Genomic DNA, 25183 nt, shown 5'->3' on the forward strand with positions numbered 1-25183 from the left:
TCTTTTCACATAGCTAGATGATATATAGTAAAGACATAAGAAAGTACATCACGTATCATGAGGTGAGAGAGACATGACACATCGAATATTAGTCGTAGAAGATGATCAGGATATTGGAGACCTTTTGCAGGAATCCCTTACACGTGCTGGATATGAGGTGCTGAGAGCGATGAATGGTGAGCAAGCATTGAAGTTTGTGGACGATTCGCTCGATTTGGTGATTTTGGATGTGATGATGCCGGGGCTCTCAGGCATCGAAACGTGCCAGCAGATAAGAGCCTCTTCTAATGTCCCGATTCTATTTTTAACAGCCAAATCAAGTACATTCGATAAAACCGAAGGCTTACTTGCCGGCGGGGATGATTATATGACAAAACCTTTTTCACAAGAGGAGCTTCATGCTAGAGTGATTGCACTATTACGCAGGTATACTGTCTATCAGGAAAAGAAGGAACAGGAAGAAACTTATCTTGTTGGAGGCAAGCTAAGGGTGAGCGAAGAATTTAATGAAGTGTGGAAAGAAAATCAACAACTCAAGCTGTCTGATTTAGAATATCGTATGTTGAAGCTGCTTATGAGCAGGCGAAACAAAATCTTTTCAGCTCAAAATATTTATGAAAGCGTGTGGGGACAGCCGTATTTTTATTGTTCCAACAATACGGTGATGGTGCATATTCGAAAGCTGCGTGCCAAAATTGAGGATGATCCGGCACATCCTATATATATCAAAACCGAATGGGGAAGAGGATACCGATTTGGCACATCGTAAATATACGCTAGCTAAAAAGCTGGCATTGTTGATTTTAGCGGCTGCCATTGTGAGCGGTCTTGTTTTTATGACGCTGCAAAAGATCACCAATGAGCTCATTGATGGATACTTGAGTTCGGACGAGTATTACGAGGAGGAGTCAGCTAAATATATTCAAAAATTCAGTCGTTATGTGTCTGAGAATAAGCTGTCTTCAACGGATCGACAAGCGTTTGGTGAGTGGGTGAAAAAAGAGAATTACATTAATTTGACTATCTTCAAGGATGAGGTGCTACAATATGACTCCATCTATTCGGCTGCGGATGAATCGGCGTACGGAAAAGAAAAGATGACCCAGTACGCCGATCATCATTCGTTTCCTGTTCAGTTTAGCGACGGTGAAGGTCGGGTCATGGTGGATGGTTTCTATTCGTCTCGTTACCACGATCTTGCGTTTACACTCGAGCTGCTTGGAGCAACGCTTATTTTTCTCCTCATTGTTCTTCTCGGTATTCGCAAAAGTTTACGCTACCTGCAAACGATTCACCAAGACATTCATATTCTTGAAGGCGGCGAGCTGGACTATGAGATGACGGTGAAAGGGCATGACGAATTAGCGATGATTGCCAAAAGTATTGAGGACCTTCGTAAAGCTTTTTTGGACAAGCTTCAAGCCATTGATGAGCTGCAAGAAGAGAGCCGCAGTTTGGTTACTGAAATGTCACACGATATGAGAACACCGCTAACGTCGCTGATGATGAACTTGGAGTTTGCGAAAAAAGAGGGGGATGGAGCGGATACCCGTAAGGATCAATATATAGCAAGTGCTTATGAAAAAGCACTGCAATTGAAAAATCTATCTGATAATCTGTTCGCCTATTTTCTACTTGATAAAGAACATGAACCTGAGCTTGAGACAGTTGCAGTCAAAGAGGTCATTTACGATCTCTTATCAGATCAGGTGGCGATCTTGCAGCAAGAGACATTTAAGGTTCATCTTTTAGGAGAGCTGCCAGACAGCTATATCAATGTGAATGTCGAGGAGCTTGGCCGAGTGTTTGATAATCTGATGTCGAACATACTGAAATACGCTGACCCGAAAAAAGATATCAATCTCACGTTTCTATCCGACCAAGAAATCTTTGAGATCCATATCAGCAATGCGATAATCGATACAAATGACACGCAGGAAAGCACTGGACTTGGTGAACGAAGCATAAAACGAATGATGTCCCGCATGCACGGGCAGTTTGAAAGGATGGAAAAGAACGGCGTTTACTACATCGTGCTGCGTTTCTGGCACATCAAAATATAGGTGGCAAATAATAACATGGAATGGAGAGACAATCTAATGAAACGATTCAACAATTTCCAAAAGGTACCGGATCTCTTGCAAGGCCTTCTGAATATTTGTCTATTCTTTCTGGCCATTGCTTTAAGCGTCCTCTTAATTAGTGAAACTTGGTATATTGTCCAATTCGTCTACAAGAATTTGCTCAGCAAAGAAGACAGTTATTATGAAATGCTTGGAGAGCTGCTGATCTTCTTTATGTACTTTGAGTTTATTGCCTTAATTATTAAGTACTTTAAATCAAACTTTCATTTTCCACTTCGCTATTTTATTTATATTGGCATCACAGCCGTCATCCGTTTGATTATCATCGATCATAAAGAGGCTGTATCGACCTTCTGGTGGGCGCTGACCATTTTAGCTATGACCGTTGCTCTCTTTATCGCTAGTAAACGACATGCGGTTCAGGAGCATGAAGAAGTGAAGTGAGCGAAGAAGACGAACGATGACCGTTCGTCTTTTTTCATGTCTGGACATTGACGAGATGAACACTTAGTCGTTATCTGTCTATTAATGAACGGTTAGGGTCAGATTGACTATTGATTGTCATGCATCTAAAAAGTAGAATATGAGTAACAGTAAACAAACAGTTGTTCATTAATGAACAACTGTTTGTTGTGGTGAGTGATCAGCTGGATAAAAAAGTTTTTTCCTGATGTACGTCCTCATATGGTATGCTTTAGAAGCCTTATCTTTCCATCGAAATCGATCATCATGATTCTATGAACAGGGGACGATCATATGCGAAGTATTCAAAGTTTTTTAGTAGAACTGCTACTTGGTTTGACGAAAAAGAAACTCAATGTAAATGATTATCTAGAAGAACGAAGAAGGGCAAATCAATTACCTTATGAATTGCCTGACAAAATTAAGAATAAGTACAAAATCACTAAAAATCACTCGTTTCCAGTCGATACGTATATGCTGAAATCAAATGACCAGCCAGATGACCATCAGGTGTTGTTTATACCAGGTGGCGGCTATATTGAACAGCCTTTAACTTGGCATTGGCGTTTTTTAGACCGATTGACGAAGCAATTAAATAGTACGGTGTATGTGCCGGTATATCCAAAAGCACCGAACCATCAGTATATGGATGCGATCGAGAGTGTCCTTCCTGTGTACCAAGCTCTTTTAGAGAAAGGAACACCTGAAAATATCGTCATCATGGGTGATTCTGCTGGTGGCGGTTTATCGTTAGCTTTTGCTCAATACTTGGCAAAAAAGGGCTTGCCGCAGCCAGGGAATATCATTCTTTTATCACCATGGCTAGATGTTACATTAAGCAACCCAGATATCGCTGCTATGGTTCCAAAAGAACCAATGCTCAATCTAGCCTTATTAATTGAAGCAGGAAAAAGATATGCGGGTGACATGGATGAAACACACCACTTAGTCAGTCCAATCTACGGGGAGATCAAAGCACTGGGACGAATTTCTGTTTTTATAGGCACTCACGAATTCTTCCTTCCAGATGCCCGTAAATTCAAAGAGATAGCAGATAAGCAGGGGGTTCCAATAAACTATATAGAATATCCTAAAATGAATCATGTGTTTCCTGTTTTCCCTATACCAGAAGCAAAAAAAGCGTTAAACCAAATTGTCGAGATTATTGAAAGTAATACCTTCCCTTTGAAAGAAAGCAATGAATAAGATATAGGAATGAGGATGACTAGCGCAGCTGGCCATTCTTGTTTCTGTTTGAAGGAGCGAAAAATTGACAGACACCAAGATCGAACCATTCTCATTTGCAAGTATGCAGCAGGCAGCCCCTGTACATATTCCAGAAAGACAATTCATTTCATCACATGATGGTACAAGCCTTGCGTATTATCCATTTTTATCAGAAAAGAAGACGCAGGCCAATATGATCTTGATTCATGGCGGTGGTGCTCATAGTTTGGCTGGTTATGAGCATATTGCTTACACACTGCAACATGATTTTCACGTAAATGTATTTTTACTTGATCTAAGAGGCCATGGCCATTCTCAAGGAAAAAAGGGTGATACACCTCGGGTCACGGATGTATGGCAGGATATCTCGCAGGTTGTGGATGCCATTAAACAGGATCATAATGGAGCCATCTATCTTTGTGGTCATTCATCTGGAGCGGGCCTGCTGCTTAACTACTTGTCTTGGCCAAAAAAAAGAGAAGTGGACGGTTACTTTTTTATTGCACCTGAATTTGGCTATAAGTCAGGCACTGCAAGGGCTGATCAAATCCCTTTTGCCACTGTTCAAGTATGGAAGTTCGTTCTGTCTGCGATGACAAAAGGGGGGCTGATGAGTCATTCTGAAGCCGTACGTTTTCACTATCCTGCATGGGTGATCGAGCAGGATCCACTTCTATTGACGACCATCACTGTCAATCTATCTCTTGCCTTAACACCATCTGCACCTAAAAACCAATTTGCGAAGATGGATCGGCCATATGGCATGTTTGTAGGCAGCAAGGACGAGCTGTATGACGTCGAGACATTTCTCCCCTATCATGAGCTGCCGATGGAACCAATTAAAAAACAATCAGTCTATCAAGTGATGGAAGGACATACCCATTTGTCGGTATTACTAGAAGCAGGAAAAGAGATTGGCAGGACCATCCAAATGTGGAATCATCCTATTTCATAAGAATAACTAGTCAACACTCTCCCATTTTCTTAAAAATTTACATTGACACCATCCTTTTCTATGATAAAATCATAGTGTGATAATGAGAATCGTTATCAAACGATATGACTACATATAGAATGGATAGGTGAGGTACATGTTCAAGAAATCTTTTTGGTCACTATTAGTTGTGCTCTCCATCGTTTTACTTGCAGCTTGCGGCAGCAATAGCAGTGACGGCAAGTCAGGTAATAAAGAGAAAACAAGGACCGTTGAAAGCGCTATCGGTTCAACTGACAATATTAAGGATAAACCAAAGCGTATTGTGACGCTGTACCAAGGAGCAACGGATGCAGCAGTCGCTATGGGCATTAAACCAGTGGGTGTTGTAGAATCTTGGCTTGAAGCACCTACGTATAAATATTTAAGAGATGATTTAAAGGATGTTAAAATTGTTGGGCAGGAAACACAGCCAAACTTAGAAGAAATTGAAAAGCTAAAGCCTGACTTGATCATTGCATCAAAAATCCGCCACGAGCAAATTTTTGATCAGCTGCAAGAAATCGCTCCAACTGTTGCAACAGAAACAGTGTTCACATTTAAAGATACAGTGAAGTTGATGGGTGAAGCGTTAAATCAGGAAGACAAATCAAAAGAATTGCTGACGAAGTGGGATAACCGTGTCGCTGATTTTAAAGAAAAAGCGAAAAAAGACATCAAGAACTGGCCAATGAGTGTGTCTGTGGTGAACTTCCGTGCAGATCATGCTAGAATCTATCAAACTGGTTTCGCAGGGTCGATTTTAACAGAGCTAGGCTTTGAAGGACCTAAGAATGTCAAAGATAAAAAGCAAGATATCATTACACTGACAGACAAAGAGAGCATTCCGCAAATGGATGCAGATGTGATCTATTACTTTATGGATGAAAAGGATAAAGCGGTTGAAAAAGCATATAAAGAGTGGACGAGTCATCCTTTATGGAAGCAGCTTGACGCAGTGAAAGCGAAACAAGTGCATAAAGTAGATGAAATCACTTGGAACATGGGCGGCGGTATTATTGCTGCAAACATGATGCTTGATGATATTTACGATCGACTAGGAATTGATAAATAAGTTATAACAAAGGAGAAAATGTGAACATACCATTTTCTCCTTTTTTCCATAACAGATTGAAAGCGGGAATCAGATGAGAAGTTTATTAAAAAAGGATTCAAGCAAGGCACTGCTTTTTGCTGGATTCATTGTGTTGATGTTGGTCTTTTTTATGCTCAGTATTTCCCTTGGGCAAACCTCAATTTCCCTCAAAGCCACCATCCATGCTTTTCTTCAATTTGATGAATCGGATCCAAACAGTGTCATTGTCATGACATCCAGATTATCAAGAGCTTTAATCGCAACGGTCGTTGGATCAAGCCTGGCGATTTCAGGTGCTCTTATGCAGGCATTGACGAGAAATCCGCTTGCGGCGCCTGATTTATTAGGAATTAATGCAGGTGGACTATTTTTTATCGTGATTTCGATTGTTTTCTTTTCAACAGAGTCGTTAACAGGCTATATGTGGACAGCCTTTCTAGGCGCAGCGATTGCAGGGATGCTCGTTTTTCTATTGGGCTCCATTGGAAGAGATGGATTGACGCCTGTCAAAATTGTCCTTGCAGGTGCGGCGATATCTGCACTGTTTGCTTCTTTTACACAAGGTCTTTTAATCGTGAATGAACAGTCGATTCAAAGCATTTTGTTCTGGATGGCTGGTTCAGTGTCTGGAAGAAGCATTGATATGTTAATCCCTGTTTTGCCATATATTTTAGGTGCGACTATTGTGGCGCTGCTTCTAGGACGTTCTATTAATGTTCTTTTGTCGGGAGATGATATTGCCAAAGGACTTGGCCAGCGTACACTGCTGCTGAAAATAACGATGGGTGTACTCGTTGTCTTTTTAGCAGGTGGTTCCGTCGCTGTTGCTGGTTCAATTGGTTTTGTTGGTTTTCTTGTGCCGCATATTGTGAAAAAGCTTGTCGGGCCTGACCACCGCTGGGTACTGCCGTATTGTGCCGTTGTGGGGGCGTCGCTTTTACTTGCCGCGGATCTGGCGGCTCGTTTTCTGATCATGCCGCAGGAAGTGCCGATTGGTGTCATGACGGCGATAGCAGGAGCGCCTCTATTTGTTTATCTCGTGCGCAAGGGGTTGAAGACAGGTGGCTAAAACATATACAGTGCGTTCTAAAGGCGGGCGCATTTCATTTCAATTTTCAAAGCGGACATTTTTGATTTTACTTTTATTGACGGCCATTGCCTTTGGTTTATTTATTCTTAGTCTCAGTATGGGAAGCCGGTTCATTCAGCCGGTGGATGTGCTGCTTCATATAATCGGTCAGGGAGAGGGGAATTCCTTTGTGCTAAATACGCTGAGAATTCCACGAACGCTGCTGGCTGTCTTAGTCGGAGCCGCGCTTGCGGTATCAGGGCTTATTTTGCAAGGATTGATCCGCAATCCGCTTGCATCACCTGACATCATTGGAATTACGAGTGGTGCTTCGTTTGGTGCGATTATGTTCATCGTCTTTTGGATGGGCACTGTGCCCATTGCTTATCAATCTTTATGGGCGATTGCAGGTGCTTTTGCGGTATCGTGCCTAATCTATTTGCTTTCATGGAAAAAGGGGGTCAAACCGATCACACTTGTCCTGATGGGAATTGGGATTTCTGCCATTATGAAGGCATGTGTGACGTTTACGCTTGTTCTTAGTGACACGATGACAACGACAAAGTCATACATCTGGCTGACAGGCAGCTTATATGGTTCTACGATGAAAGACGTTGCTGCAATGCTTCCTTGGGTGATGATCATTTTACCGATTGTCATGGTGTTAGCAAGAACGATGAATGTAAAAGAACTTGGCGATGATCTTGCAACAGGTCTCGGGGTAAAAGTGCAGGCGAAACGATTATTCTTTCTCCTGATGAGTGTGACATTGGCTGGTGTTGCAGTCGCATTTGCAGGCGGCATTGAATTTGTTGGACTCATGGCGCCGCACGTTGCACGGATGATCATTGGACGTTCATTCATAGCGCTTGTCCCAGCATCTGCGCTTGTTGGGAGTATTCTCGTGATGCTGGCTGATCTTGTTGCTAGAACCGCATTTCTACCGTTAGATGTCCCAGCAGGTGTTTTTACAGCGGCCATTGGTGCACCGTTCTTTATTTATTTGTTATATCAACAGCGCAATCGATAAACAGAAGATGGGGGTTTTGATATGAGGCCAGAGTGGGTTGAGAGAGAATTACTTGATTTTGGGGTACACATCACAAATGGACCAATGACATCTGATCGAACACTTGCTGCGCTTTTTTCAGAAGCAGCCGTCATGCGTTTATTAGAAGCTGAAAAGGAAGCGATGCATGCACCGAATCTTGCGGTAGCAGCATCTATGTTTTCAAAGCGGTATGCCTACTTAGCCGTCAGTTCCTCTTTATACTTGATGACGCTGTATGACGGTGTCTATCAGTTTCCACCAGCAGCATGTGCATTTAGAGAGGATCGGAAAATTGAAATGGATGAGGCGGCGTGTTCGTTCGTTCCACTAGAAGGAGATCGGCATGAATGGAGAGAAAAGGTTGTGCGTGAGTTGTTTACGGAGTGTGTCACGCCTCTTTTAGACGTGCTGAACCGCACATCAAAACTCTCTTATCGTATTTTATGGGAAAATGTAGCGGTTCGAATCAACTCTCTTTATCGAAGCATGATGCGGGAAGCGGAAGAGCCTGCGGTGAAGCAGCGCGTGCGGGAGGATTATCTGTACCTGAAGCAGGCGGCTGGTGATGTATTTGGAGCTCAGCAAAACCCATTTCAGCACAGCCTAAACCTAGACGACAGCTTACTTGAAACATCCAATCGGAAAACCTGCTGTATGTATTACAAGCTTGAGAAAAAATCGGAGAGTCTCGATTATTGTCTTGTTTGTCCTCTTGAAAAAAAGAAAGGCACTGCTTGTTCTTAGCAGTGCCTTTTTTTTATTCCCAAATCTCACTTGCCCATTCAGGATGATCAATAAAAGGGTTGCGGTTGTGTTGATACGTTTGATATATGATCTCATTGCGGTTCCGTTCGATTTGATCGACTGGATCCTGCTTGTGCCATTTGAGAAGCACAGACATTTTGCCGTGAAGAGGAGAGCTTCCATTATTCACTTTGTCGTTCAATTCTAAATCTGGAAATCGGTCATCGCCTTCGTAGCGAACCGCCATATAAAAGAGCATTCTCGCGACATCTCCTTTGACCCGGTTGTGAGGTTCGAATGAGTCGCTGTCGTAGAAGTTGCCCGGCGCTCCTTTGTATTCATTACCACCCGTGTCAAAATCTAAATTTCCGCGTGTGCTGTTCGTTTGCACATCTGTCGCACGAAGGTGGTGGAGATCTGTCCCAGGCCCTTGGCTTGTCCCGAAATTGCCGTGAGACTTGGCCCAGACATGCTCCCGGTTCCACTGGCCCACATTTCCGCCATTCGACTGCTTTGAGCGGGAGGCACCACTATAAAGCAGCAGCACATTGTTTGGGTTATTGGGGTCTTCATCTGTTGTCTTTAAGGCATCCCAAACCTGGCTGTAGGATAGCTGCGTATGATCATCAATGATATCGTGTAAGGCTTTCTTAAGAGCGGGTCCTGATTTGCCAGCAGCAGATTGGTAATAGGAATCGATTTGACTTGTGGCGGTAGTTTGCGTTTGTTGTGCAGATGTTTCGTTTTGAAGCTGTAACGGGGAAAAGGTGATCGTTTGACTTGGTTCATTCAGCGTGAAGGCTTGAGCATTTGCAGCTGGAGGCAGCGGAGCGGCTAATGTGCCGAATATCATCAATCCGGCGGCCACAGTTCCAAATAAAGTTCTTTTCATTCGATTTCCTCCTTGATAGGGAATGTATTCTCTTTATTTCTATCATATTGCCATGAAGAAATAAATGGATTTCTCGTAAATTTTATGTAATAAGTTCGTAGGAAAAGAGATTGCTATTTTATACACATTACTGTATAAGTGGGCATATAGGATGACAGCAAGGAGAGGATGGATAACGTGAAAGAACTGCAAACACCTTCAAGAACGATTATGACACCGGGGCCCGTTGAAGTAGATCCGAGAGTGCTCCGTGTGATGAGCACGCCAATTCTCGGTCAATTTGATCCGGCATTTACACACATTATGAATGAAACAATGACCTTATTGCGGTCACTTTTTCAAACAGAAAACAAATGGGCTTATCCAATTGACGGTACGTCCCGTTCAGGGATTGAAGCTGTGCTCGCCAGTGTGATTGAACCGGGAGATTCAATGCTTGTGCCTGTCTTTGGCCGCTTTGGTCACCTGCTCATTGAAATAGGGCAGCGCTACGGTGCTGAGGTACATACAATGGAATGTGAATGGGGGACGGTTTTTGATCCTGACGACATCATCCAAGAAATAAAGCAGGTCAAGCCTAAAATCGTTGCAATGGTTCATGGTGAAACATCGACTGGACGATTGCAGCCGCTCAAGCAAATCGGTGAAGCATGCCGGGCTCTTGATGTGCTGTTCATTGTAGACGCTGTGGCGACCATTGGCGGTGTCGAGGTAAAAGTGGATGAATGGAAAATTGATGCGGCGATTGGCGGCACGCAGAAATGTTTATCTGTTCCATCAGGCATGTCACCTATTACGTATAATGACCGAGTCGCAGCTGTCATTGAATCGAGAAAGAAAGTAGAAAAAGGCATTGCGACACAGGATGAATTACAAAAACAAATCGATATTTCTCCAATCAAAAGCAATTATTTTGATTTAAGCCAGCTTCAGGATTATTGGAGCCCAAGACGATTAAATCATCATACAGAAGCGACAACGATGCTCTATGCACTGCGAGAAGGGGTTCGTGTTGTGCTGGAAGAAGGGCTGTCTGAACGTTTTCAAAGGCACGCATATCATGAGAAAGCCTTGATGAAAGGTCTTGAAGCAATGGGGCTTGAATTGTTTGGTGATCCAGATTGTAAAATGCCGGTTGTGACTTGTATTGTCATTCCAAGTGATATTGACGGAGAAGCGGTCCGTGCCGACCTGCTCCATCATTTTGGGATTGAGATTGCAAGCTCCTTTGGACCGCTTGCCGGCCGTATATGGAGAATTGGGACAATGGGCTACAGCTGCCGAAAGGAAAATGTACTGTTTGTGTTAGCAGGGCTTGAAGCGATCCTCATCAAACACGGTGCGTCCATCCATTGCGGAGCAGGGCTTCAGGCGGCTCTTTCTATCTATGAACAAGCTGAAATAACGTGATACCTCATACTCGCCATTGGCGGGTATTTTTTTATTTGGAAAAGAACGCTAATTTTTGAAAAACTAGACTTATAGATGAGGTTATCGCTATACTGGAGAAGTTCTCATCATTTTTTGTCATCATTTTCATTTATTTTGCAGAAAGAGGTTTTTATATGAAGAAGATGGGCAGATTATACATTTTGATGCTCAATATTTTTATTGCCATGCTTGGCTTTGGCCTCATTGTACCTGTTATGCCGAGTTATATCGAAGCCTTTGGTGCAACAGGAAAAACACTTGGTTTTCTTGTCGCTGCAACAGGTCTTACACAATTTGCGTTATCGCCGATTGCCGGCGCACTGACCGATCGATTTGGACGAAGAAAATTGATCATTGCCGGGATTGCCGGCTTTACAATTGCTCAGTTTATTTTTGCTTTTGCTGATCAGCTTTGGATGCTGTTCGTGTCTCGGTTTTTAGGCGGTGCTGCCGGGGCTTTACTCATGCCGGCCATGTTTGCATACATCGCTGATATCACAAGTGAAAAGGACCGAGGGAAAGGAATGGGTCTATTCAGTGCAGCGATGACACTAGGTTTTGTCATTGGGCCGGGCGTAGGCGGTTATTTGGTTGAGTACGGGATCGCTTTTCCTTTTCTTATTGCCGGTTCCTTTGCTGCTCTTTCTACCTTGTTATCCATCCTCTTCTTACCTGAAACATTAACAAAGGAAAAGCAGGAAGAGGCGCGGCTCAACAAGCATATTCATTTCAATCCTTTTGTGCAAATGATCGAGGCCCTAAGGACATCGTACGGCTTTTTGTTTATATTGGCCTTTGTCCTCAATTTCGGAATCATTCATTTTGAATCGATTTTCGGCTTATATGTAGACCAAAAACACGGATTTTCTCCGAAGGATATTGCGTTTGTGATTACGGTTGCGGGTCTTGCCGGGGTGCTTGTTCAAGGTGCATTAGTGAATGCTTGTGTGAAACGATTTGGGGAGATGAGAGTCGTGCGTTATGCGCTGTTAGGTGCGGCTTTCATGTTGATCGCCTGCCGTTTTGCGCCGTCCTTTTGGTTGATTTTTACGGGTTCGATTTTATTTTTATCGGCTACGTCATTTGTCCGACCAGCCCTCAATACATTGCTGTCCAAGATGGCAGGCAATCAGCAAGGGATAGCAGGCGGTCTCAATACATCCTTTATGAGCCTTGCCAATATCGTCGGACCGAGTCTTGCGGGTATATTATTTGATGTGAATATTGAGTTTCCTTTTATGTTTGGAACACTGGTGCTTTGCGTAAGCTTCGCTGCATCTATCGTGTGGGGGAAAAAAGTGCAGCATGCTCATGCAGCGCAAGGAAGATTGTAGTTGATCTACAGTCTTTTTTTATTGAATGAAATGTATTTAGAAAAATTCCATATAGAAATAGTATATGTTTTATATTTTATCAAAATGAACAGTAGAGTTTATCAATATTTACACCTTTTACTGAGATGGAATCCATAGATTTAGGTCTTTGAGATCAATAAAAACTTGTTAATAAAATACTAAAATATACATTTTGTACAAAAAGTGATTGATTGGTTTTTTCCGCAATGGTAACATCAATCTCGACAGCATGAGGTAACTGAGATAATCAAGAGAAAAGGGGATAGAAAATGAAGAAGTTTATGTTTGCCATTATATTTTTTATCGTCACCATGTTTAGTACAGCAGTGCCATCAGCAGTTCATGCGGCAGAAATTGATCATGACAAGGTAGTTGGTTTTAGAGAAGTCAATCCAACAACTGTTACACAAAAAGCGGCGAAGAAATTTCAGCCTTATTTGAAAGTATGGCATGGATGTGTACCATTCCCAGCTGTAGATGCTGCTGGAAACACAAGCAGAGGGTTAAAAACGAGCGGTTCACATAATGGTGGATGCAGCAGTAATATCGGTCAAGTATATTCACGTTCAGATTGGTACAATGGCAGCTGGGCGATTATGTATGCTTGGTATTTCCCAAAAGATAATCCATCACCGGGCTTTGGTCATCGTCATGACTGGGAATCCATTGTCGTTTGGATTGACAACCCAGCTGTAGCCAGCCCGCGTGTTCAATCGATTGCTTACTCAGGTCATGGGCAATATAAGAAAGCAGCACCGAGTGCCGCAAGTATTTTAGGAACAAATCCTTTGGTTGGTTATGATAGCAACTGGCCATTGAACCACGAGCTGGATGTAAGCGGCAATGTGAGCGGTAAAGGGATGCAGCCTTTAATTGGCTGGGATGATCTAACGCCGGCAGCAAGACATGCATTGAATACAACAGACTTTGGTAGTGCAAACGTACCTTTCAAAGATAGTAACTTTAAAAACAATTTAGCAAAAGCGTGGTATCGATAAGGATAGCCATGATAAAAAACCGATCATCTAAAAAATGATCGGTTTTTTTATAAACAAAATCGCATCATCTCTCATATTTCACGACAGGTGATTTTTCTTTATGAAGCGCACGAATCATCGCATCATCTACGTGTAAATGCTCTTTCACTAATTGAAGCGGGGTTAAGGCCATCCACTGATTCAACGAAATATCTGCAAACCGGTCACTTTTAAAAATTTCTAAAAACCAAAGGCTCGTTTGGCCGATATTTTGGATGTAATGCCCCATACCAAAAGGAACATATCCAACATCACCTGCTCTGTAATTAAAGGTGCGGGCAGTACCACCTGCTCCAAAGACTGTCATTTTGGCTGTACCGGTTAAATAGTATTGCCACTCATCATTATTAGGGTGCCAGTGCATTTCTCTCATGCCGCCAGGTTTTACTTCAACAAGTGCAGCCGCAATCGTTTTTGAAATCGGGAAATTTCGTGAATCGACAATTCGGACTGTTCCGCCAGAGGTCGTTATCGGTTTTTGACGAAGAAGCTGGTGCGTAAATGCCGGCTTGATGCTGCCGTATGGATCAGATACCATTTGGCTTTCTAAGGATGCCGGCGGCGAACCTTGAAACATGTAGCGCTGCTTATTCGGAATATGGTCAAACAATTTCCTAGGGACACCAAAATTGTCGGAGAGAATATCTTTCGGTGTATGGGCAAACCAGTCTGTGATCGTGAATGTATCAAATTCGGAAAAATCGCCATCATCAAATACAAGAAGGAACTCACAACCATCCTCAAGTCCTTGAATAGAGTGCGGAATACCAGGCGGGAAATACCACAAATCGCCTTCTTCTATATCAGCGATCATATTTCGCCCTTCTGCATCTACAGATGTGATGCGGGCTTTGCCTAAAATCATATACGCCCATTCCGCCTGCTTATGCCAATGAAGCTCACGAACACCTCCGCGTGTGAGCCGCATGTTGACACCTGCAATTGTTGTTGAAACAGGCAGCTCCCGCTTCGTAATTTCCCTAGACCAGCCGCCGTGATTCAAATGCATGTGTGTATCAGAAAATGAAAATTTTAAATTTGGGATCGTTCCGGCATCGGTTTTAGGGGGAACGAACATATCTGGGTTTTCTATATCTCGAAGGACATCGCGCGGGCCTAAGTCGGTGGCACCCGCGCCATCCTTTCGAATGGGCTGCGGGATGTGACGGAGCTCATCATCCATTTGTCATCCCTCCTCGAGTCTCAATTTTCTCCTCCAAACTATATGAAGCTCCGGAAGAAAAAATTCAATCAGGATGGGATGAGAGAAACATTTGAATACGGAAGGCTAAGCGCAGCCGCAATGTTGCGTCAGGATCTTTTAAGCTGATTCGAAGCAATTCTTCACACTTCTCGAGGCGATAAATGACCGTGTTGCGATGAATAGACAATCGTTTGGCTGTTTCTGAAATGTGGCAATGGGTTTCTAAATAGACAGATAAGGTGTGAAGAAGACTTTGATCGACTCGTGATGGTTCAGATAACGGATGAAGGTGCAGCTGGTGAAACGTGATCATATCTTTTCTTGGAATGAGCCTTAGTAAATCTGGCACATCCTTTGCCTGATAAAATTGAATATATTCAGTCCGCGATGAGAGATGTCCGGCATGAAGAGCCTCTAATGCTTCATTGCAGCCCTCAGACAGATGGGGGAATGGGCAGCCAGTCAAGCTCACCCCAAAGGAAATAGTGTGATTCACTTGCATTTTAACGAGCATCTGCAACTGTTTTAAAAAAGAGGTGAGCCTGTCGCCAACCTCCGGCCAACTGCCAGTCTCCTCCATCAATACAACACCCATATCACCTTTGACAAACAGAAGGGCAGGGAATGGGCAGCTTGGAAGTGCACTTTCGAGCAAATCAACCACTTGATCTAAAATCATCTGCTGCTTCATAAAACATATGGTATCACTACGCTGGTCAAGCTGACAGATCATACATAGGTAGCGGCATTCGGCGTTTAATCCAAACGCCTGAGCGAAATGTAAGGGATCTTGCTGGGAAGACGATGCCCTCTCTATCCATTTGCGAAAGCCCTCATTTCTAGCACGCTTGGCTGTTTGCAGAGCGGCATATTGTCTCATGCGCGCAATCGATATTTCGTTCACTGCTTTTGCAATCATCGCATGCAATGCTTTCTGCGGATTAATGAAAGAGAGGATGACCAGATAATCACATGTTTGTTCGTTTAGATCAATTGGAAAGACGGAAAAGGTTTGTTTTGCATGTATCATTGAAAAAGAATGAGTTGTCCTGCTTTGAAAAAAGGGGAGAATGTGCATCCATTCTGGGCTCGTAATCATGGGGTGCGAGGTATAAAGAATACGTCCATGCTGATTAAACAAATAGACAGGCTTGTGAATCTTTTTGGCCATTTTTTGTAATAATTCAAACTGGTTATCGTCTATGTTCATATCCACTCAATCTCCTTTATTGGTGAAGATGAATAAAAAAATGGACAATCACTGTCAACATCTCTGATATGCATTTTATGTTATCAGCTAAAATCATTTTAGATAGAAAGTTGTCAATTAATATAACAAACAAACAGAGCCTCAGGACAAAATCACGTGCTGCCAGTCATCTTCATTCAGAATTACGAGCAAATATGATATGTTGTAGACAGAAGAATTTCTTTCAGAAATATGGGTATCACAAGAAACAAAGGCTTCGAATGAGGAAGCCGTCTATACATGAGAGTGGCAAGAGGTGAGAAACATGATTTATATCGGATTAACTGGCTGGGGAGATCATGACAGTCTTTATCCGCCAAAAATCGGCAGCGCGCAAAAGCTGTTTCACTACGCGTCAACGTTTCCGATTGTGGAATTGGATGCCAGCTTTTATGCGGTTCAGCCTGAGCGTAATCATGAAAAGTGGATAAAGGATACTCCGGATGACTTTCAATTTGTTGTGAAAGCATACCAAGGAATGACTGGACATCAAAGGGGCGAGATTCCGTTTGCTTCGAAGGAAGAAATGTTTGACGCGTTTATTCTTTCATTGACTCCGCTCATTCGTGAAGGGAAACTAGCCATGGTCCTATTTCAATTTCCCCCATGGTTTGATTGCAAAAAAGAGCACGTCCACTATTTAAGATGGTGTAAGGAGAAGATGGGCGATATTCCATGTGCTCTCGAATTCCGAAACCGTACATGGTTTTCAGAAGAATTTTATGAGCAGACTTTATCCTTTATGGAAAAGGAAGGATGGATTCATTCCGTCTGTGATGAACCGCAAGTCGGAGAAGGCTCCATTCCGCCAGTCATAAAAGCTACACACCGTGATAAAACATTGGTCCGATTTCACGGGAGGAATAAACAGGGCTGGCTTCACCCGGCAGACCATGAGAATTGGCGTGAAGTGAGATACTTATATTTATATAATGAAGCTGAATTAAAAGAGTGGAAAAAGAATCTCGACATCCTGCATCAGCAATCGAAAGATGTCTATGTCGTGTTTAATAATAACTCCGGCGGAGATGCAGCGACGAATGGCCAGCAGATGATTGATTTGCTGGATATCACGTATTCAAGCCTGTCTCCGAAGCAGTTAGATTTATTTAGTTAACCGAGAGCTGAGGCTTTCAACCTGAATGAGACGGTTCAGTGACAACTTGAGGGAGAGATCAACATGCTGCAGAAGCTATGGTTATATCATACAAACGACTTGCACAGCCACTTTGAGAACTGGCCAAAAATTGCAGCTTATATTGAAGAAAAGCGTCAAGTTCACGATCAGATGCTCTTGTTTGATATTGGCGACCATATGGACCGAGTGAATCTCGTATCCGAAGCTGATTATGGAAAGGTAAACGTCAAGCTCCTCAATCAGCTAGGCTATGATGGGGTCACGATCGGGAATAATGAAGGCATTACGCTGCCTCATGATCAGCTGGATCACTTGTATGAAAATGCCCAATTTCCAGTGGTCCTGTCTAATCTATTTGAGAAAGGCAAACGGCCTTCGTGGGCAAAGCCCTATCATATGATCACGATGGAAAACGGACTGAAGATATGTCTCTTAGGCGTGACCATTGCGTATACACCTGTATATGAAAAGCTCGGCTGGAACATTACTGATCCGTTTGACAGCATAAGGGACATGCTGCAGGAAGTGAAGGGACAGGCAGATGTCATTGTACTTTTATCCCATCTCGGTATCATTCATGATCGAGAGGTCGCACGTGATTTCCCTGAAATCGACATCATCCTAGGCTCACACACGCATCATCTGTTAGAACAAGGTGAAATGGACAATGGTGTGCTGCTTGCATGTGCTGAAAAGTATGGGCATTATATTGGCTGTGTTGAGCTGACGATCGATACAGCGCGCAAAGAGCTGATAGAGAAAAAAGCGACAGTACAGTCAGTGGATCAGCTCATCAGTGAATCAGATGAAGCCATCACCACCTTACAGCAAGCAGAAAGAAGAGCGAAAGCACTCATGCAGGAAAAAGTGACAACGATTGAGTCGAAGCTAGAAACGAAGTGGTTCGACGAATCTCCGCTTCCGCAGCTCTTAACAGATGCCATTAAAGATTGGTGCGGAGCAGATATTGGTATGATGAATGCAGGTATGGTGCTTGATTCATTAGAGGCAGGGATCGTCACAAGAGAAGAAATCCACCGGATATGTCCGCATCCCATTAACCCCATTCGGGTGACGCTTACCGGTCAACAGCTCATCGAAACGGTTCGGCGGGGCTGTGAAGAAAAAATGGAACAGCTGCGCATCAAAGGTTTCGGATTTAGAGGTGAGCTGATGGGGAAAATGCTATATAGTGGACTCAGCTATACATTAGAAGAAGGCGATGCCAAACGGGTGGAAGATGTCTTTGTACATGGTCAATTGATCAAAAAAGACGCCTCCTATACAGTTGGCACAGTCGATATGTATACATTAGGCTCTCTTTTTCCGCATATCCGTGATCACGAACATATTGAATATTTCATGCCTGAATTTTTACGTGATGTTCTGACATGGCGCTTGAAGGAAGCCACATGAAATCCGCTTCAGCCTAACAACACGCGCCCTCTTTTCACATAGATTGTGATGAGAGGAGTGAAGGGATTTGGTGAATTTAACACCTATTACAATTGATGGCCATTCCTTTACAGCGGTCACCGTCAAACTGCCGAAGACAAATTTTATGGCAGTATCAAATGAACATGGGTATATCATGTGCGGTGCACTGGATGTCGGGCTCTTGAATGAAAAGCTTGCAGATAGAGGAATTATTGCAGGAAGAGCAGTTGGTGTAAGAACGATTGAGCAATTGCTCGATGCTCCTTTAGAATCTGTGACATACGCCGCAGAAGCACTGGGCATCTCAGCTGGAACAATTGGAAGAGATGCATTATTAAAAATGGTGAAATAAAATAGAGAGATGATTCCTATCCCCCCGCCTGTCTGCATACACATGTAATGGAGAAGGGGGGATTTTTTATTGAGAATGAACCGCCGTTATCGCCCCTACAAAAAGGGCCCTTTGCCATTTCGTTACGTCATGCTGCTTGCGATCTTATTCTTTGTGCTCTCAACCGTAATTAGTTTATTTTTTATCAACCGATCCATTAAACCAACCCTTATTCACATTGCTGAACTAGAAACAGAGCGCATCGCCAATCACCTCATACAATATTCAGTACAAGACTTTGCAGACGATCAGGAGAATATGAAGGATATGGTGGTCATGAATACAAGTGAGAATGGAAAAGTGACGACCATTGATTTTAATGCGCAAGCAACATCGAAAGCAATGGCTGACCTCTCGCGTCATCTTCAAAAAAATTTAGAGGACATTGAAAAGGGGAACTTTCAAAAAGAGGCAAAAGAAGCATTAAAGGATCAAACAGATGGACATGACGGCATTATATATAACATTCCGCTTGGGCAAGCGTCCGGAAATGCACTCATCGCCAACCTCGGACCAAAAGTGCCTGTACGCTTTAGTGTGATTGGTGATCCGCATACAGACGTTGAAAAAAACATTAAGCCTTATGGCATCAACAATGCCTTGATTGATATTAGTGTTCTGATCGAGGTCAAGGTAAGAGTCATTATCCCATTTGCCTCTGAAACAATCGTAGTCAAAAACTCTGTACCTGTCTCCATACAAGCCGTTCAAGGAGACGTACCAGATTATTATAATGGCAGCGGAACAAACTCAGGCGCTCCACCAATTGTTCTCCCAGAGAAAAAGAAGAAAGAGGAATAACAGCCCAAGAATGATTGGGCTGTTTTTTAATGTGATGTAATGAATCGTCTTATATGTTTGGGAGTGTTAATAAAATCCTATTTCACCACTTGATTCCATAGAGGAGAATGTGTCATGATAAATAATTAGTGGCTAATTTTATATTGGTAAAATGTTCGGCTTGGCATGCGCACGTGATTATTACTATTGCTAGTAGTGATTGCATTGGTGAGGGGGGATTTATTATGAAGAAACTTTATGTAAGTGGTATTTGTTTTTTGGTTTTTGCCATAGTATTTAGTGCTAAATATATCGCAGCATCAATATTACTGATAGGAAATGAAAGTTTGAGTATCGATATATTTAGAGGGATGTTTGATATGATTCCAATGGAAGTAACAGTTATGTATATCATATTTCTTATCCTGGGTATTGTATTTTTAGTTTTAGGTTTGAAGGAGAAAAATAAGCAATGAGCAATAAAATGCAATAAAAAAAGAGAAGAGTGCAAAAGCGCTAAACTTCTCCTTTTATTTATTTAATGTCGTTTCCGTTCAGCTCTTTCCCACGCCCTTAAATGAGGGTATGGGTCAAATGACCATTCGGTTCTGCCGTTGTCTTTGTACATGCCATAGTGAAGATGGGGCGGAAACTTTCCTGCGGTGCCTGGAGGACCGTAACCGGAGCTTCCGACAGATCCAATCACTTGGCCAGGTTCAACTATTTGACCTGTCTTAAGTCCTTTCGCAAAGCCATTTAAGTGAGCGAAGTAATGATAATGATTATGAATATCTCGAATGCCTATCCGCCAGCCGCCAAAACGGTTCCAGCCTTTCATTTCAATCACGCCATACGATGTCGCACGAACAGGAAGTCCATAATGGGCAAATAAATCGGTTCCCTCATGAATCCTTCTGCCTCCAAATCCTCTCGCATCTCCCCATGTACTCCGGTAGCTGTAGTCAGCTCCAACCGGAAGAGGAAAAGCATGCTTTCCAAGATCAAGATGCCCGTAGTGCTTATATAGCTTCATAAAAGATGAAATGATTCCAACGGTTTGATCACGTCCATAATAGTCCCATAAGCCAATTTTTAATTGATCAATGCTGCTGCCGTAGTGAAGCAAGTATTGTGCAAAAGTGAATAATACATCCTCATCGTCATCGCTGCTTGCTTTGCCATCCCCATTCCCATCAAGACCAATTCCGTCAAACACTTTAATGCTTAAAGGAGAGGTATCCTGTTTATTCGGGTTTTCTGGTCCAATCCACATTTCCCGGGGAATGTAGATGCCAATGACGCCTTTTTGTTTCGGTAAATCTCTTCTGCTTTTTCGAATATTGTGTTCATACTGATCAACTGCAGCAAGTACATACCATGGAACATGAGTTGTGATGGAGACTTTTTCATATAGGGCCATTCTCTGCTTCAATTCATCTGGCTGCTTGCCAGTCCCTTTTGCATGAACAGGTAAAGGGAGCATTGAAAGAGCAATCATGATGGCTAAAACGACTTTCACAAACGTCCATCTCCTTTCATCGAGCATCGTCTTCTACCGTTTAGTGTGGTTAGATCACTCTATTTCATAAGAAGAAAATGTTAGTAATTTTCTTCTGTTTTTTTAGGAGGCTTTTGGGTATTTTTGCAGCTCATTCCCTTGTTGTTCAATCTGTACTATGTTAAAGTGTCTAAAGAAAAGGCTTTAGGCCGAAGATTCAATTTTTTGCAGCTTCTTGGCTGCATCCATCGTATATAGCAGGAAGATTTTTGTAGATGCACCTTTAACGAATTCATATGGAGATGATGGAATTGGCAAAGAAGGAAGAGCACGTAAGAAAACCGGACTGGCTTAAAATTAAGCTGAATACGAATGAAAACTATACCGGTTTGAAGAAAATGATGCGGGAAAACAACCTGCATACTGTTTGTGAGGAAGCAAAATGTCCGAATATTCACGAATGCTGGGCAGTGAGAAGAACCGCTACATTTATGATCCTTGGATCTGTTTGTACGCGCGCATGCCGTTTCTGTGCGGTGAAAACTGGACTTCCAACTGAGCTTGACCTGCAAGAGCCAGAACGCGTGGCAGATTCAGTAGCCTTAATGAACTTAAAGCACGCTGTCATAACAGCGGTTGCAAGGGATGACCAAAAGGATGGCGGAGCAGGTGTGTTTGCTGAAACCGTTCGTGCCATTAGAAGAAAAAGCCCATTCACGACCATTGAAGTTCTCCCTTCAGACATGGGCGGTAATTATGATAACTTGAAGACGTTAATGGACACACGTCCTGACATTTTAAATCACAACATTGAAACAGTTCGCAGATTAACGCCAAGAGTTCGTGCGCGTGCTACATATGATCGTTCATTAGAATTCTTGCGTCGTGCAAAAGAAATGCAGCCCGATATTCCAACAAAATCAAGCATTATGATTGGACTCGGTGAAACGAAGGAAGAAATCATTGAAGTCATGGATGATCTTCTTGCCAATAACGTCGATATCATGGCGATTGGGCAGTACTTACAGCCTTCGAAAAAGCATTTGAAAGTTCAAAAATACTACCATCCGGATGAGTTTGCAGAGCTGAAGGAAATTGCGATGTCAAAAGGCTTTAGCCACTGTGAAGCTGGGCCGCTTGTGCGCTCTTCCTACCATGCAGATGAACAAGTAAACGAAGCGTCTAAAAAGCGTCAGGCGCAAGCATAACAAAGAAAACGCCAGAGCTCTCTGGCGTTTTTTCTCGTATTAATTTTGGCCGTAAGGGGCGTTTCTTCTCATCGTACGGTCGGAATTCGTCATGCCATTTGCATCTTCTTTCGTTGAGATATCTCCACCTTGAGGGGAATACTTCATTTGTTGAATCGTTTTGGTTAAAATTTGGTCAAAATCACGTGAATTGGTTTGAAGACGTGAAAAATTGGCAATGGATTGAAAGTGCTCTGGATTATCAGAGACGTATACATGATAATAACGAGGGAGAACAGAAACCGCCGTTTTCTTTACTTGATCGGCAGATTCATCACGGTTTTTATTTCCTGTTCGATACACAATGAGTGCATCCTCATCTGTCACAAGTGTGGCAGCATCTTTGATGTTTGGCAGCTGCACCGTTAAACTTGTAATCACGTGGGCAAGATGCTCACGATTTAAAGCAGGGGTTCTTTCTTTCTGATCCGTTACTTGCTGGCGCTGATAACGAACATACCCTGCTCTGTTTGTGTCTGCTTCTGGCATGTTGGAATTATTTCCTTCATGACGATCCGACAGACGGATGGTTTTACTTGAAGAATCTTCATCCACTTGCCGGTTCATACCTGATTGAAAGCCGCACCCGCCTAAAAGCATGCTGAGGAGAACCGCGGCCGTCAGTTGTTTCTTCATAAATGTGACCTCCTTTTTCCTTTAGCTTCGGCTAAATCGGAAAAAACATGCTTTAGCAATTGATGGAGTTCTTCCAATGAATTATCATTAAAGATGGATCGTTTAAAAAGAGGTGAGAAGATGATCGTCGTTCAGAATGCTACCTTTGATCTTGTAAGAGATATCAAAGACGGCTTTAATGAAGAAGCGTTTAAAGCAAGGTACTCAGATATTTTAAATAAGTATGATTATATTGTGGGGGACTGGGGCTATAATCAGCTCAGGCTGAAGGGTTTCTTTGATGACCAAAACCAAAAGGCCACATTTGATACTAAAATCAGCACACTCGATGAATACATTTATGAATACTGTAATTTTGGCTGTGCCTATTTTGTCTTAAAACGAATCAGAAAATAACGCAAAGGGGAGCGTCATGATGTATTTCGTAGACAGAAAAAAGATTGAAGAGACATTACGTTTTTTCGAGGAGCAATATGAGTTGTTGCAGAGTCATCAAACATGGACAAGTCCTCTAGAGAAAAAAGCGCTGGAACGAATTGTTCATTTGCTCGTCGAATGTATTCTTGATACTGGAAATGACATGATTGATGGCTTTATTATGCGTGACCCAGGAAGCTATGATGACATCATGGATATACTTGTTGATGAAAAAGTCGTACCAGAAGTGGAAGGCAGTCAGCTGAAAAAGCTTGTCTCATCCCGCAAAACACTTGTGCAGCAATATCAGGAAGTGGTTCATCATGACTTATTGCAGGTGATCAGCGAAGTAGAGCAGGCACTAGAGGTCTTTCCAAGCCGCATCCGAACCTACTTGGAGCAGGAGCTTGGCCCAGTATCAGCGTTTAAATAAACCATTGGAGTTGTGAGCATCATGAAATACAAAGGCTATTTAATTGATTTAGACGGGACAATGTATAAAGGAACAGAAAAGATCGAGGAAGCAGGTCAATTTGTTCAAAAGTTAAATGAGTTGAGCATTCCTTACTTGTTTGTCACGAATAACTCATCACGCACGCCGAAGCAGGTAGCGGAAAAACTCGTTTCATTCGATATCCCAGCAACAGAAGAACAAGTTTTTACAACAAGTATGGCGACGGCCAATTATATTGCTGAGCAAAAGAAAGATGCGTCAGTTTACGTGATTGGTGAAGAAGGAATCAAACAGGCCATTGAAGAAAAAGGGCTGACATTTGGTCAGGAAGACGCTGATTTCGTTGTTGTTGGAATTGATCGTGGCATTACATATGAAAAATTAGCAGTAGGTGCGATTGCCATTCGTCAAGGCGCACAATTTGTCTCAACAAATGGAGATATTGCCATTCCAACAGAAAGAGGGCTTTTGCCAGGAAACGGCTCGTTAACATCAGTACTAACCGTGACGACAACGGTTCAGCCGACATTTATCGGAAAGCCAGAATCCATTATTATGGAACAAGCGATGCGTGTACTTGGGACAGATGTGTCTGAAACGCTCATGGTGGGTGATAACTATGATACGGATATTATGGCAGGAATGAATGCAGGAATGGACACATTACTCGTCCATACAGGTGTGACAACAAAAGAGCTGCTTCAGCAGTATGAAAAACAGCCAACCTATGTGATTGATTCATTATCCGAGTGGATTGAGCGATTATCATAAAAAAAGAGGACAAGCGTTACGCGCGCGTCCTCTTTTTCTTTATTCCGCATTTCTTGCACTATGTGCCAGCCTGCTTGATGCGGCAGCAGCAATAGCGCCAACAATGTCATCTAAAAAGGTGTGGCATTCGCCTGTGGATTTATCGTTGAGTTTCCCGAGTATTCCTGGTTTTTCTTTATCGATATATCCGTAATTCGTAAAGCCGATCGAACCATAAATATTGACGATTGCAAAGGATAAAATTTCATCAACGCCATACAGGCTTTCGTCAGTTTCAAGTATTGATTGAAGCGGCTCAGTCAGCTTTTTTTGCTCGGCGAGTACGTCTAATTCGACGCCCGTTAAAATCGCATTTTGGACTTCACGTTTTGCGATGACACGCTCCACATTGTGGATGCACTCTGTCATGTCTAAGCCAGGATGATATTTTTCCTGTAAAAAGTAGACAAGGTCTGCTATATCTTGAATGGTTACGCCTCGTTCTTGTAAACGGCGTCTTGCTGTTTTTTCTACTTCGTTCATCTCATGATGATGCGGCAT

General features: G+C 42.7%; 27 protein-coding genes. 21 read left to right on the forward strand and 6 right to left on the reverse strand.

The annotated features are described in order from the left end of the window. The first annotated feature begins 73 nt into the window (after positions 1 to 73). From JVX94_RS18565 to JVX94_RS18605, 9 genes are all read left to right on the forward strand, one after another. Positions 74 to 769 (forward strand): response regulator transcription factor, encoded by a 696-nt coding sequence (locus JVX94_RS18565; RefSeq protein ID WP_205184081.1) that lies wholly within the window; start codon positions 74 to 76, stop codon positions 767 to 769. After that, the gene (locus tag JVX94_RS18570; protein ID WP_205184082.1) at positions 756 to 2063 is read left to right on the forward strand and encodes a HAMP domain-containing sensor histidine kinase; all 1308 of its coding nucleotides are present in this window, start codon (positions 756 to 758) and stop codon (positions 2061 to 2063) included. The genes JVX94_RS18565 and JVX94_RS18570 overlap by 14 nt, the downstream gene beginning before the upstream one ends. 36 nt (positions 2064 to 2099) lie before the next feature. Then, positions 2100 to 2528 carry a phosphate-starvation-inducible protein PsiE gene (gene psiE, locus JVX94_RS18575; protein WP_024423385.1) on the forward strand — a complete coding sequence of 143 codons (429 nt, stop codon included), beginning with the start codon at positions 2100 to 2102 and terminating at the stop codon, positions 2526 to 2528. A 312-nt stretch (positions 2529 to 2840) separates the two neighbouring features. Beyond that, positions 2841 to 3752: an alpha/beta hydrolase gene (locus tag JVX94_RS18580; RefSeq protein WP_205184083.1), complete on the forward strand. Its 912-nt coding sequence runs from the start codon at positions 2841 to 2843 to the stop codon at positions 3750 to 3752. A gap of 64 nt (positions 3753 to 3816) precedes the next feature. Next, positions 3817 to 4728 (forward strand): alpha/beta hydrolase, encoded by a 912-nt coding sequence (locus JVX94_RS18585; RefSeq protein WP_240193787.1) that lies wholly within the window; start codon positions 3817 to 3819, stop codon positions 4726 to 4728. A 136-nt stretch (positions 4729 to 4864) separates the two neighbouring features. Next, positions 4865 to 5821 (forward strand): ABC transporter substrate-binding protein, encoded by a 957-nt coding sequence (locus tag JVX94_RS18590; protein ID WP_095409506.1) that lies wholly within the window; start codon positions 4865 to 4867, stop codon positions 5819 to 5821. 73 nt (positions 5822 to 5894) lie between these two features. Then, positions 5895 to 6911: a FecCD family ABC transporter permease gene (locus JVX94_RS18595; protein WP_048237375.1), complete on the forward strand. Its 1017-nt coding sequence runs from the start codon at positions 5895 to 5897 to the stop codon at positions 6909 to 6911. Further along, the gene (locus JVX94_RS18600; protein ID WP_197197709.1) at positions 6904 to 7941 is read left to right on the forward strand and encodes a FecCD family ABC transporter permease; all 1038 of its coding nucleotides are present in this window, start codon (positions 6904 to 6906) and stop codon (positions 7939 to 7941) included. Before JVX94_RS18595 ends, JVX94_RS18600 begins: the two co-directional genes overlap by 8 nt. Before the next feature lie 21 nt (positions 7942 to 7962). Then, positions 7963 to 8706, forward strand: a complete 744-nt coding sequence (locus JVX94_RS18605) for an IucA/IucC family C-terminal-domain containing protein (RefSeq protein ID WP_095409505.1) — start codon at positions 7963 to 7965, stop codon at positions 8704 to 8706. A gap of 13 nt (positions 8707 to 8719) precedes the next feature. Here JVX94_RS18605 and JVX94_RS18610 read toward each other — a convergent pair whose 3' ends face one another. Beyond that, positions 8720 to 9598 (reverse strand): endonuclease I family protein, encoded by an 879-nt coding sequence (locus tag JVX94_RS18610; RefSeq protein ID WP_205184085.1) that lies wholly within the window; start codon positions 9596 to 9598, stop codon positions 8720 to 8722. 168 nt (positions 9599 to 9766) lie between these two features. Between JVX94_RS18610 and JVX94_RS18615 the strand changes: the two genes are divergently transcribed. The 3 genes from JVX94_RS18615 to JVX94_RS18625 all read left to right on the forward strand — a co-directional run bounded on the left by JVX94_RS18615 (position 9767) and on the right by JVX94_RS18625 (position 13382). After that, positions 9767 to 11008 carry a pyridoxal-phosphate-dependent aminotransferase family protein gene (locus tag JVX94_RS18615; RefSeq protein WP_205184087.1) on the forward strand — a complete coding sequence of 414 codons (1242 nt, stop codon included), beginning with the start codon at positions 9767 to 9769 and terminating at the stop codon, positions 11006 to 11008. 155 nt (positions 11009 to 11163) lie between these two features. Beyond that, positions 11164 to 12363, forward strand: coding sequence for an MFS transporter (locus tag JVX94_RS18620; RefSeq protein ID WP_111292849.1), 1200 nt, complete (start codon positions 11164 to 11166; stop codon positions 12361 to 12363). Between the two features lie 290 nt (positions 12364 to 12653). Continuing rightward, entirely contained in the window at positions 12654 to 13382 is a 729-nt protein-coding gene (locus JVX94_RS18625) for an NPP1 family protein (protein ID WP_039181218.1), read from the forward strand. A gap of 64 nt (positions 13383 to 13446) precedes the next feature. On the opposite strand, the gene JVX94_RS18630 is transcribed toward JVX94_RS18625, so the two are convergent. Together JVX94_RS18630 and JVX94_RS18635 are read right to left on the reverse strand one after the other, a co-directional pair. After that, on the reverse strand, positions 13447 to 14604 hold the full coding sequence (locus tag JVX94_RS18630) for an oxalate decarboxylase family bicupin (RefSeq protein WP_197197713.1): 1158 nt from the start codon (positions 14602 to 14604) through the stop codon (positions 13447 to 13449). Positions 14605 to 14668: 64 nt separating this feature from the next. Further along, positions 14669 to 15835, reverse strand: a complete 1167-nt coding sequence (locus JVX94_RS18635; RefSeq protein ID WP_205184090.1) for a PucR family transcriptional regulator — start codon at positions 15833 to 15835, stop codon at positions 14669 to 14671. Positions 15836 to 16139: 304 nt separating this feature from the next. On the opposite strand from JVX94_RS18635, the gene JVX94_RS18640 reads away from it, so the two are divergent. The 5 genes from JVX94_RS18640 (at position 16140) to JVX94_RS18660 (ending at position 20096) form a co-directional block, all read left to right on the forward strand. Next, positions 16140 to 16991: a DUF72 domain-containing protein gene (locus JVX94_RS18640; protein WP_111292844.1), complete on the forward strand. Its 852-nt coding sequence runs from the start codon at positions 16140 to 16142 to the stop codon at positions 16989 to 16991. Positions 16992 to 17054: 63 nt separating this feature from the next. Further along, entirely contained in the window at positions 17055 to 18428 is a 1374-nt protein-coding gene (locus JVX94_RS18645; protein WP_111292843.1) for a bifunctional metallophosphatase/5'-nucleotidase, read from the forward strand. Between the two features lie 67 nt (positions 18429 to 18495). Further along, entirely contained in the window at positions 18496 to 18801 is a 306-nt protein-coding gene (locus JVX94_RS18650) for a YunC family protein (RefSeq protein WP_034282637.1), read from the forward strand. A gap of 69 nt (positions 18802 to 18870) precedes the next feature. Then, entirely contained in the window at positions 18871 to 19641 is a 771-nt protein-coding gene (gene yunB / locus JVX94_RS18655) for a sporulation protein YunB (RefSeq protein WP_095409498.1), read from the forward strand. A gap of 224 nt (positions 19642 to 19865) precedes the next feature. Then, positions 19866 to 20096, forward strand: a complete 231-nt coding sequence (locus JVX94_RS18660) for a hypothetical protein (RefSeq protein ID WP_205184093.1) — start codon at positions 19866 to 19868, stop codon at positions 20094 to 20096. A 62-nt stretch (positions 20097 to 20158) separates the two neighbouring features. On the opposite strand, the gene JVX94_RS18665 is transcribed toward JVX94_RS18660, so the two are convergent. Then, entirely contained in the window at positions 20159 to 21103 is a 945-nt protein-coding gene (locus JVX94_RS18665) for a M23 family metallopeptidase (protein ID WP_240193847.1), read from the reverse strand. Positions 21104 to 21429: 326 nt separating this feature from the next. Here JVX94_RS18665 and lipA point away from each other — a divergent pair, with 326 nt between their 5' ends. Beyond that, positions 21430 to 22326, forward strand: coding sequence for a lipoyl synthase (lipA, locus tag JVX94_RS18670; protein WP_008360456.1), 897 nt, complete (start codon positions 21430 to 21432; stop codon positions 22324 to 22326). Positions 22327 to 22365: 39 nt separating this feature from the next. Here lipA and JVX94_RS18675 read toward each other — a convergent pair whose 3' ends face one another. Beyond that, the gene (locus JVX94_RS18675) at positions 22366 to 23001 is read right to left on the reverse strand and encodes a YhcN/YlaJ family sporulation lipoprotein (protein ID WP_111292841.1); all 636 of its coding nucleotides are present in this window, start codon (positions 22999 to 23001) and stop codon (positions 22366 to 22368) included. Positions 23002 to 23121: 120 nt separating this feature from the next. Between JVX94_RS18675 and JVX94_RS18680 the strand changes: the two genes are divergently transcribed. Genes JVX94_RS18680 through JVX94_RS18690 form a run of 3 tightly spaced genes read left to right on the forward strand, consistent with a single transcriptional unit; the run spans position 23122 to position 24643 of the window. Next, positions 23122 to 23397 carry a YutD family protein gene (locus JVX94_RS18680; protein WP_024423368.1) on the forward strand — a complete coding sequence of 92 codons (276 nt, stop codon included), beginning with the start codon at positions 23122 to 23124 and terminating at the stop codon, positions 23395 to 23397. A 19-nt stretch (positions 23398 to 23416) separates the two neighbouring features. Then, the gene (locus JVX94_RS18685; RefSeq protein WP_095409495.1) at positions 23417 to 23851 is read left to right on the forward strand and encodes a DUF86 domain-containing protein; all 435 of its coding nucleotides are present in this window, start codon (positions 23417 to 23419) and stop codon (positions 23849 to 23851) included. Positions 23852 to 23869: 18 nt separating this feature from the next. Next, complete coding sequence (locus tag JVX94_RS18690; RefSeq protein ID WP_111292852.1) at positions 23870 to 24643, forward strand: TIGR01457 family HAD-type hydrolase; 774 nt, start codon at positions 23870 to 23872, stop codon at positions 24641 to 24643. Between the two features lie 39 nt (positions 24644 to 24682). Here JVX94_RS18690 and JVX94_RS18695 read toward each other — a convergent pair whose 3' ends face one another. Then, on the reverse strand, positions 24683 to 25183 hold the full coding sequence (locus tag JVX94_RS18695) for a phosphatidylglycerophosphatase A family protein (RefSeq protein WP_025094161.1): 501 nt from the start codon (positions 25181 to 25183) through the stop codon (positions 24683 to 24685).

Source organism: Bacillus sp. PDNC022, assembly GCF_016919285.1.
GTDB classification, from domain to species: Bacteria; Bacillota; Bacilli; order Bacillales; family Bacillaceae; genus Bacillus; species Bacillus safensis.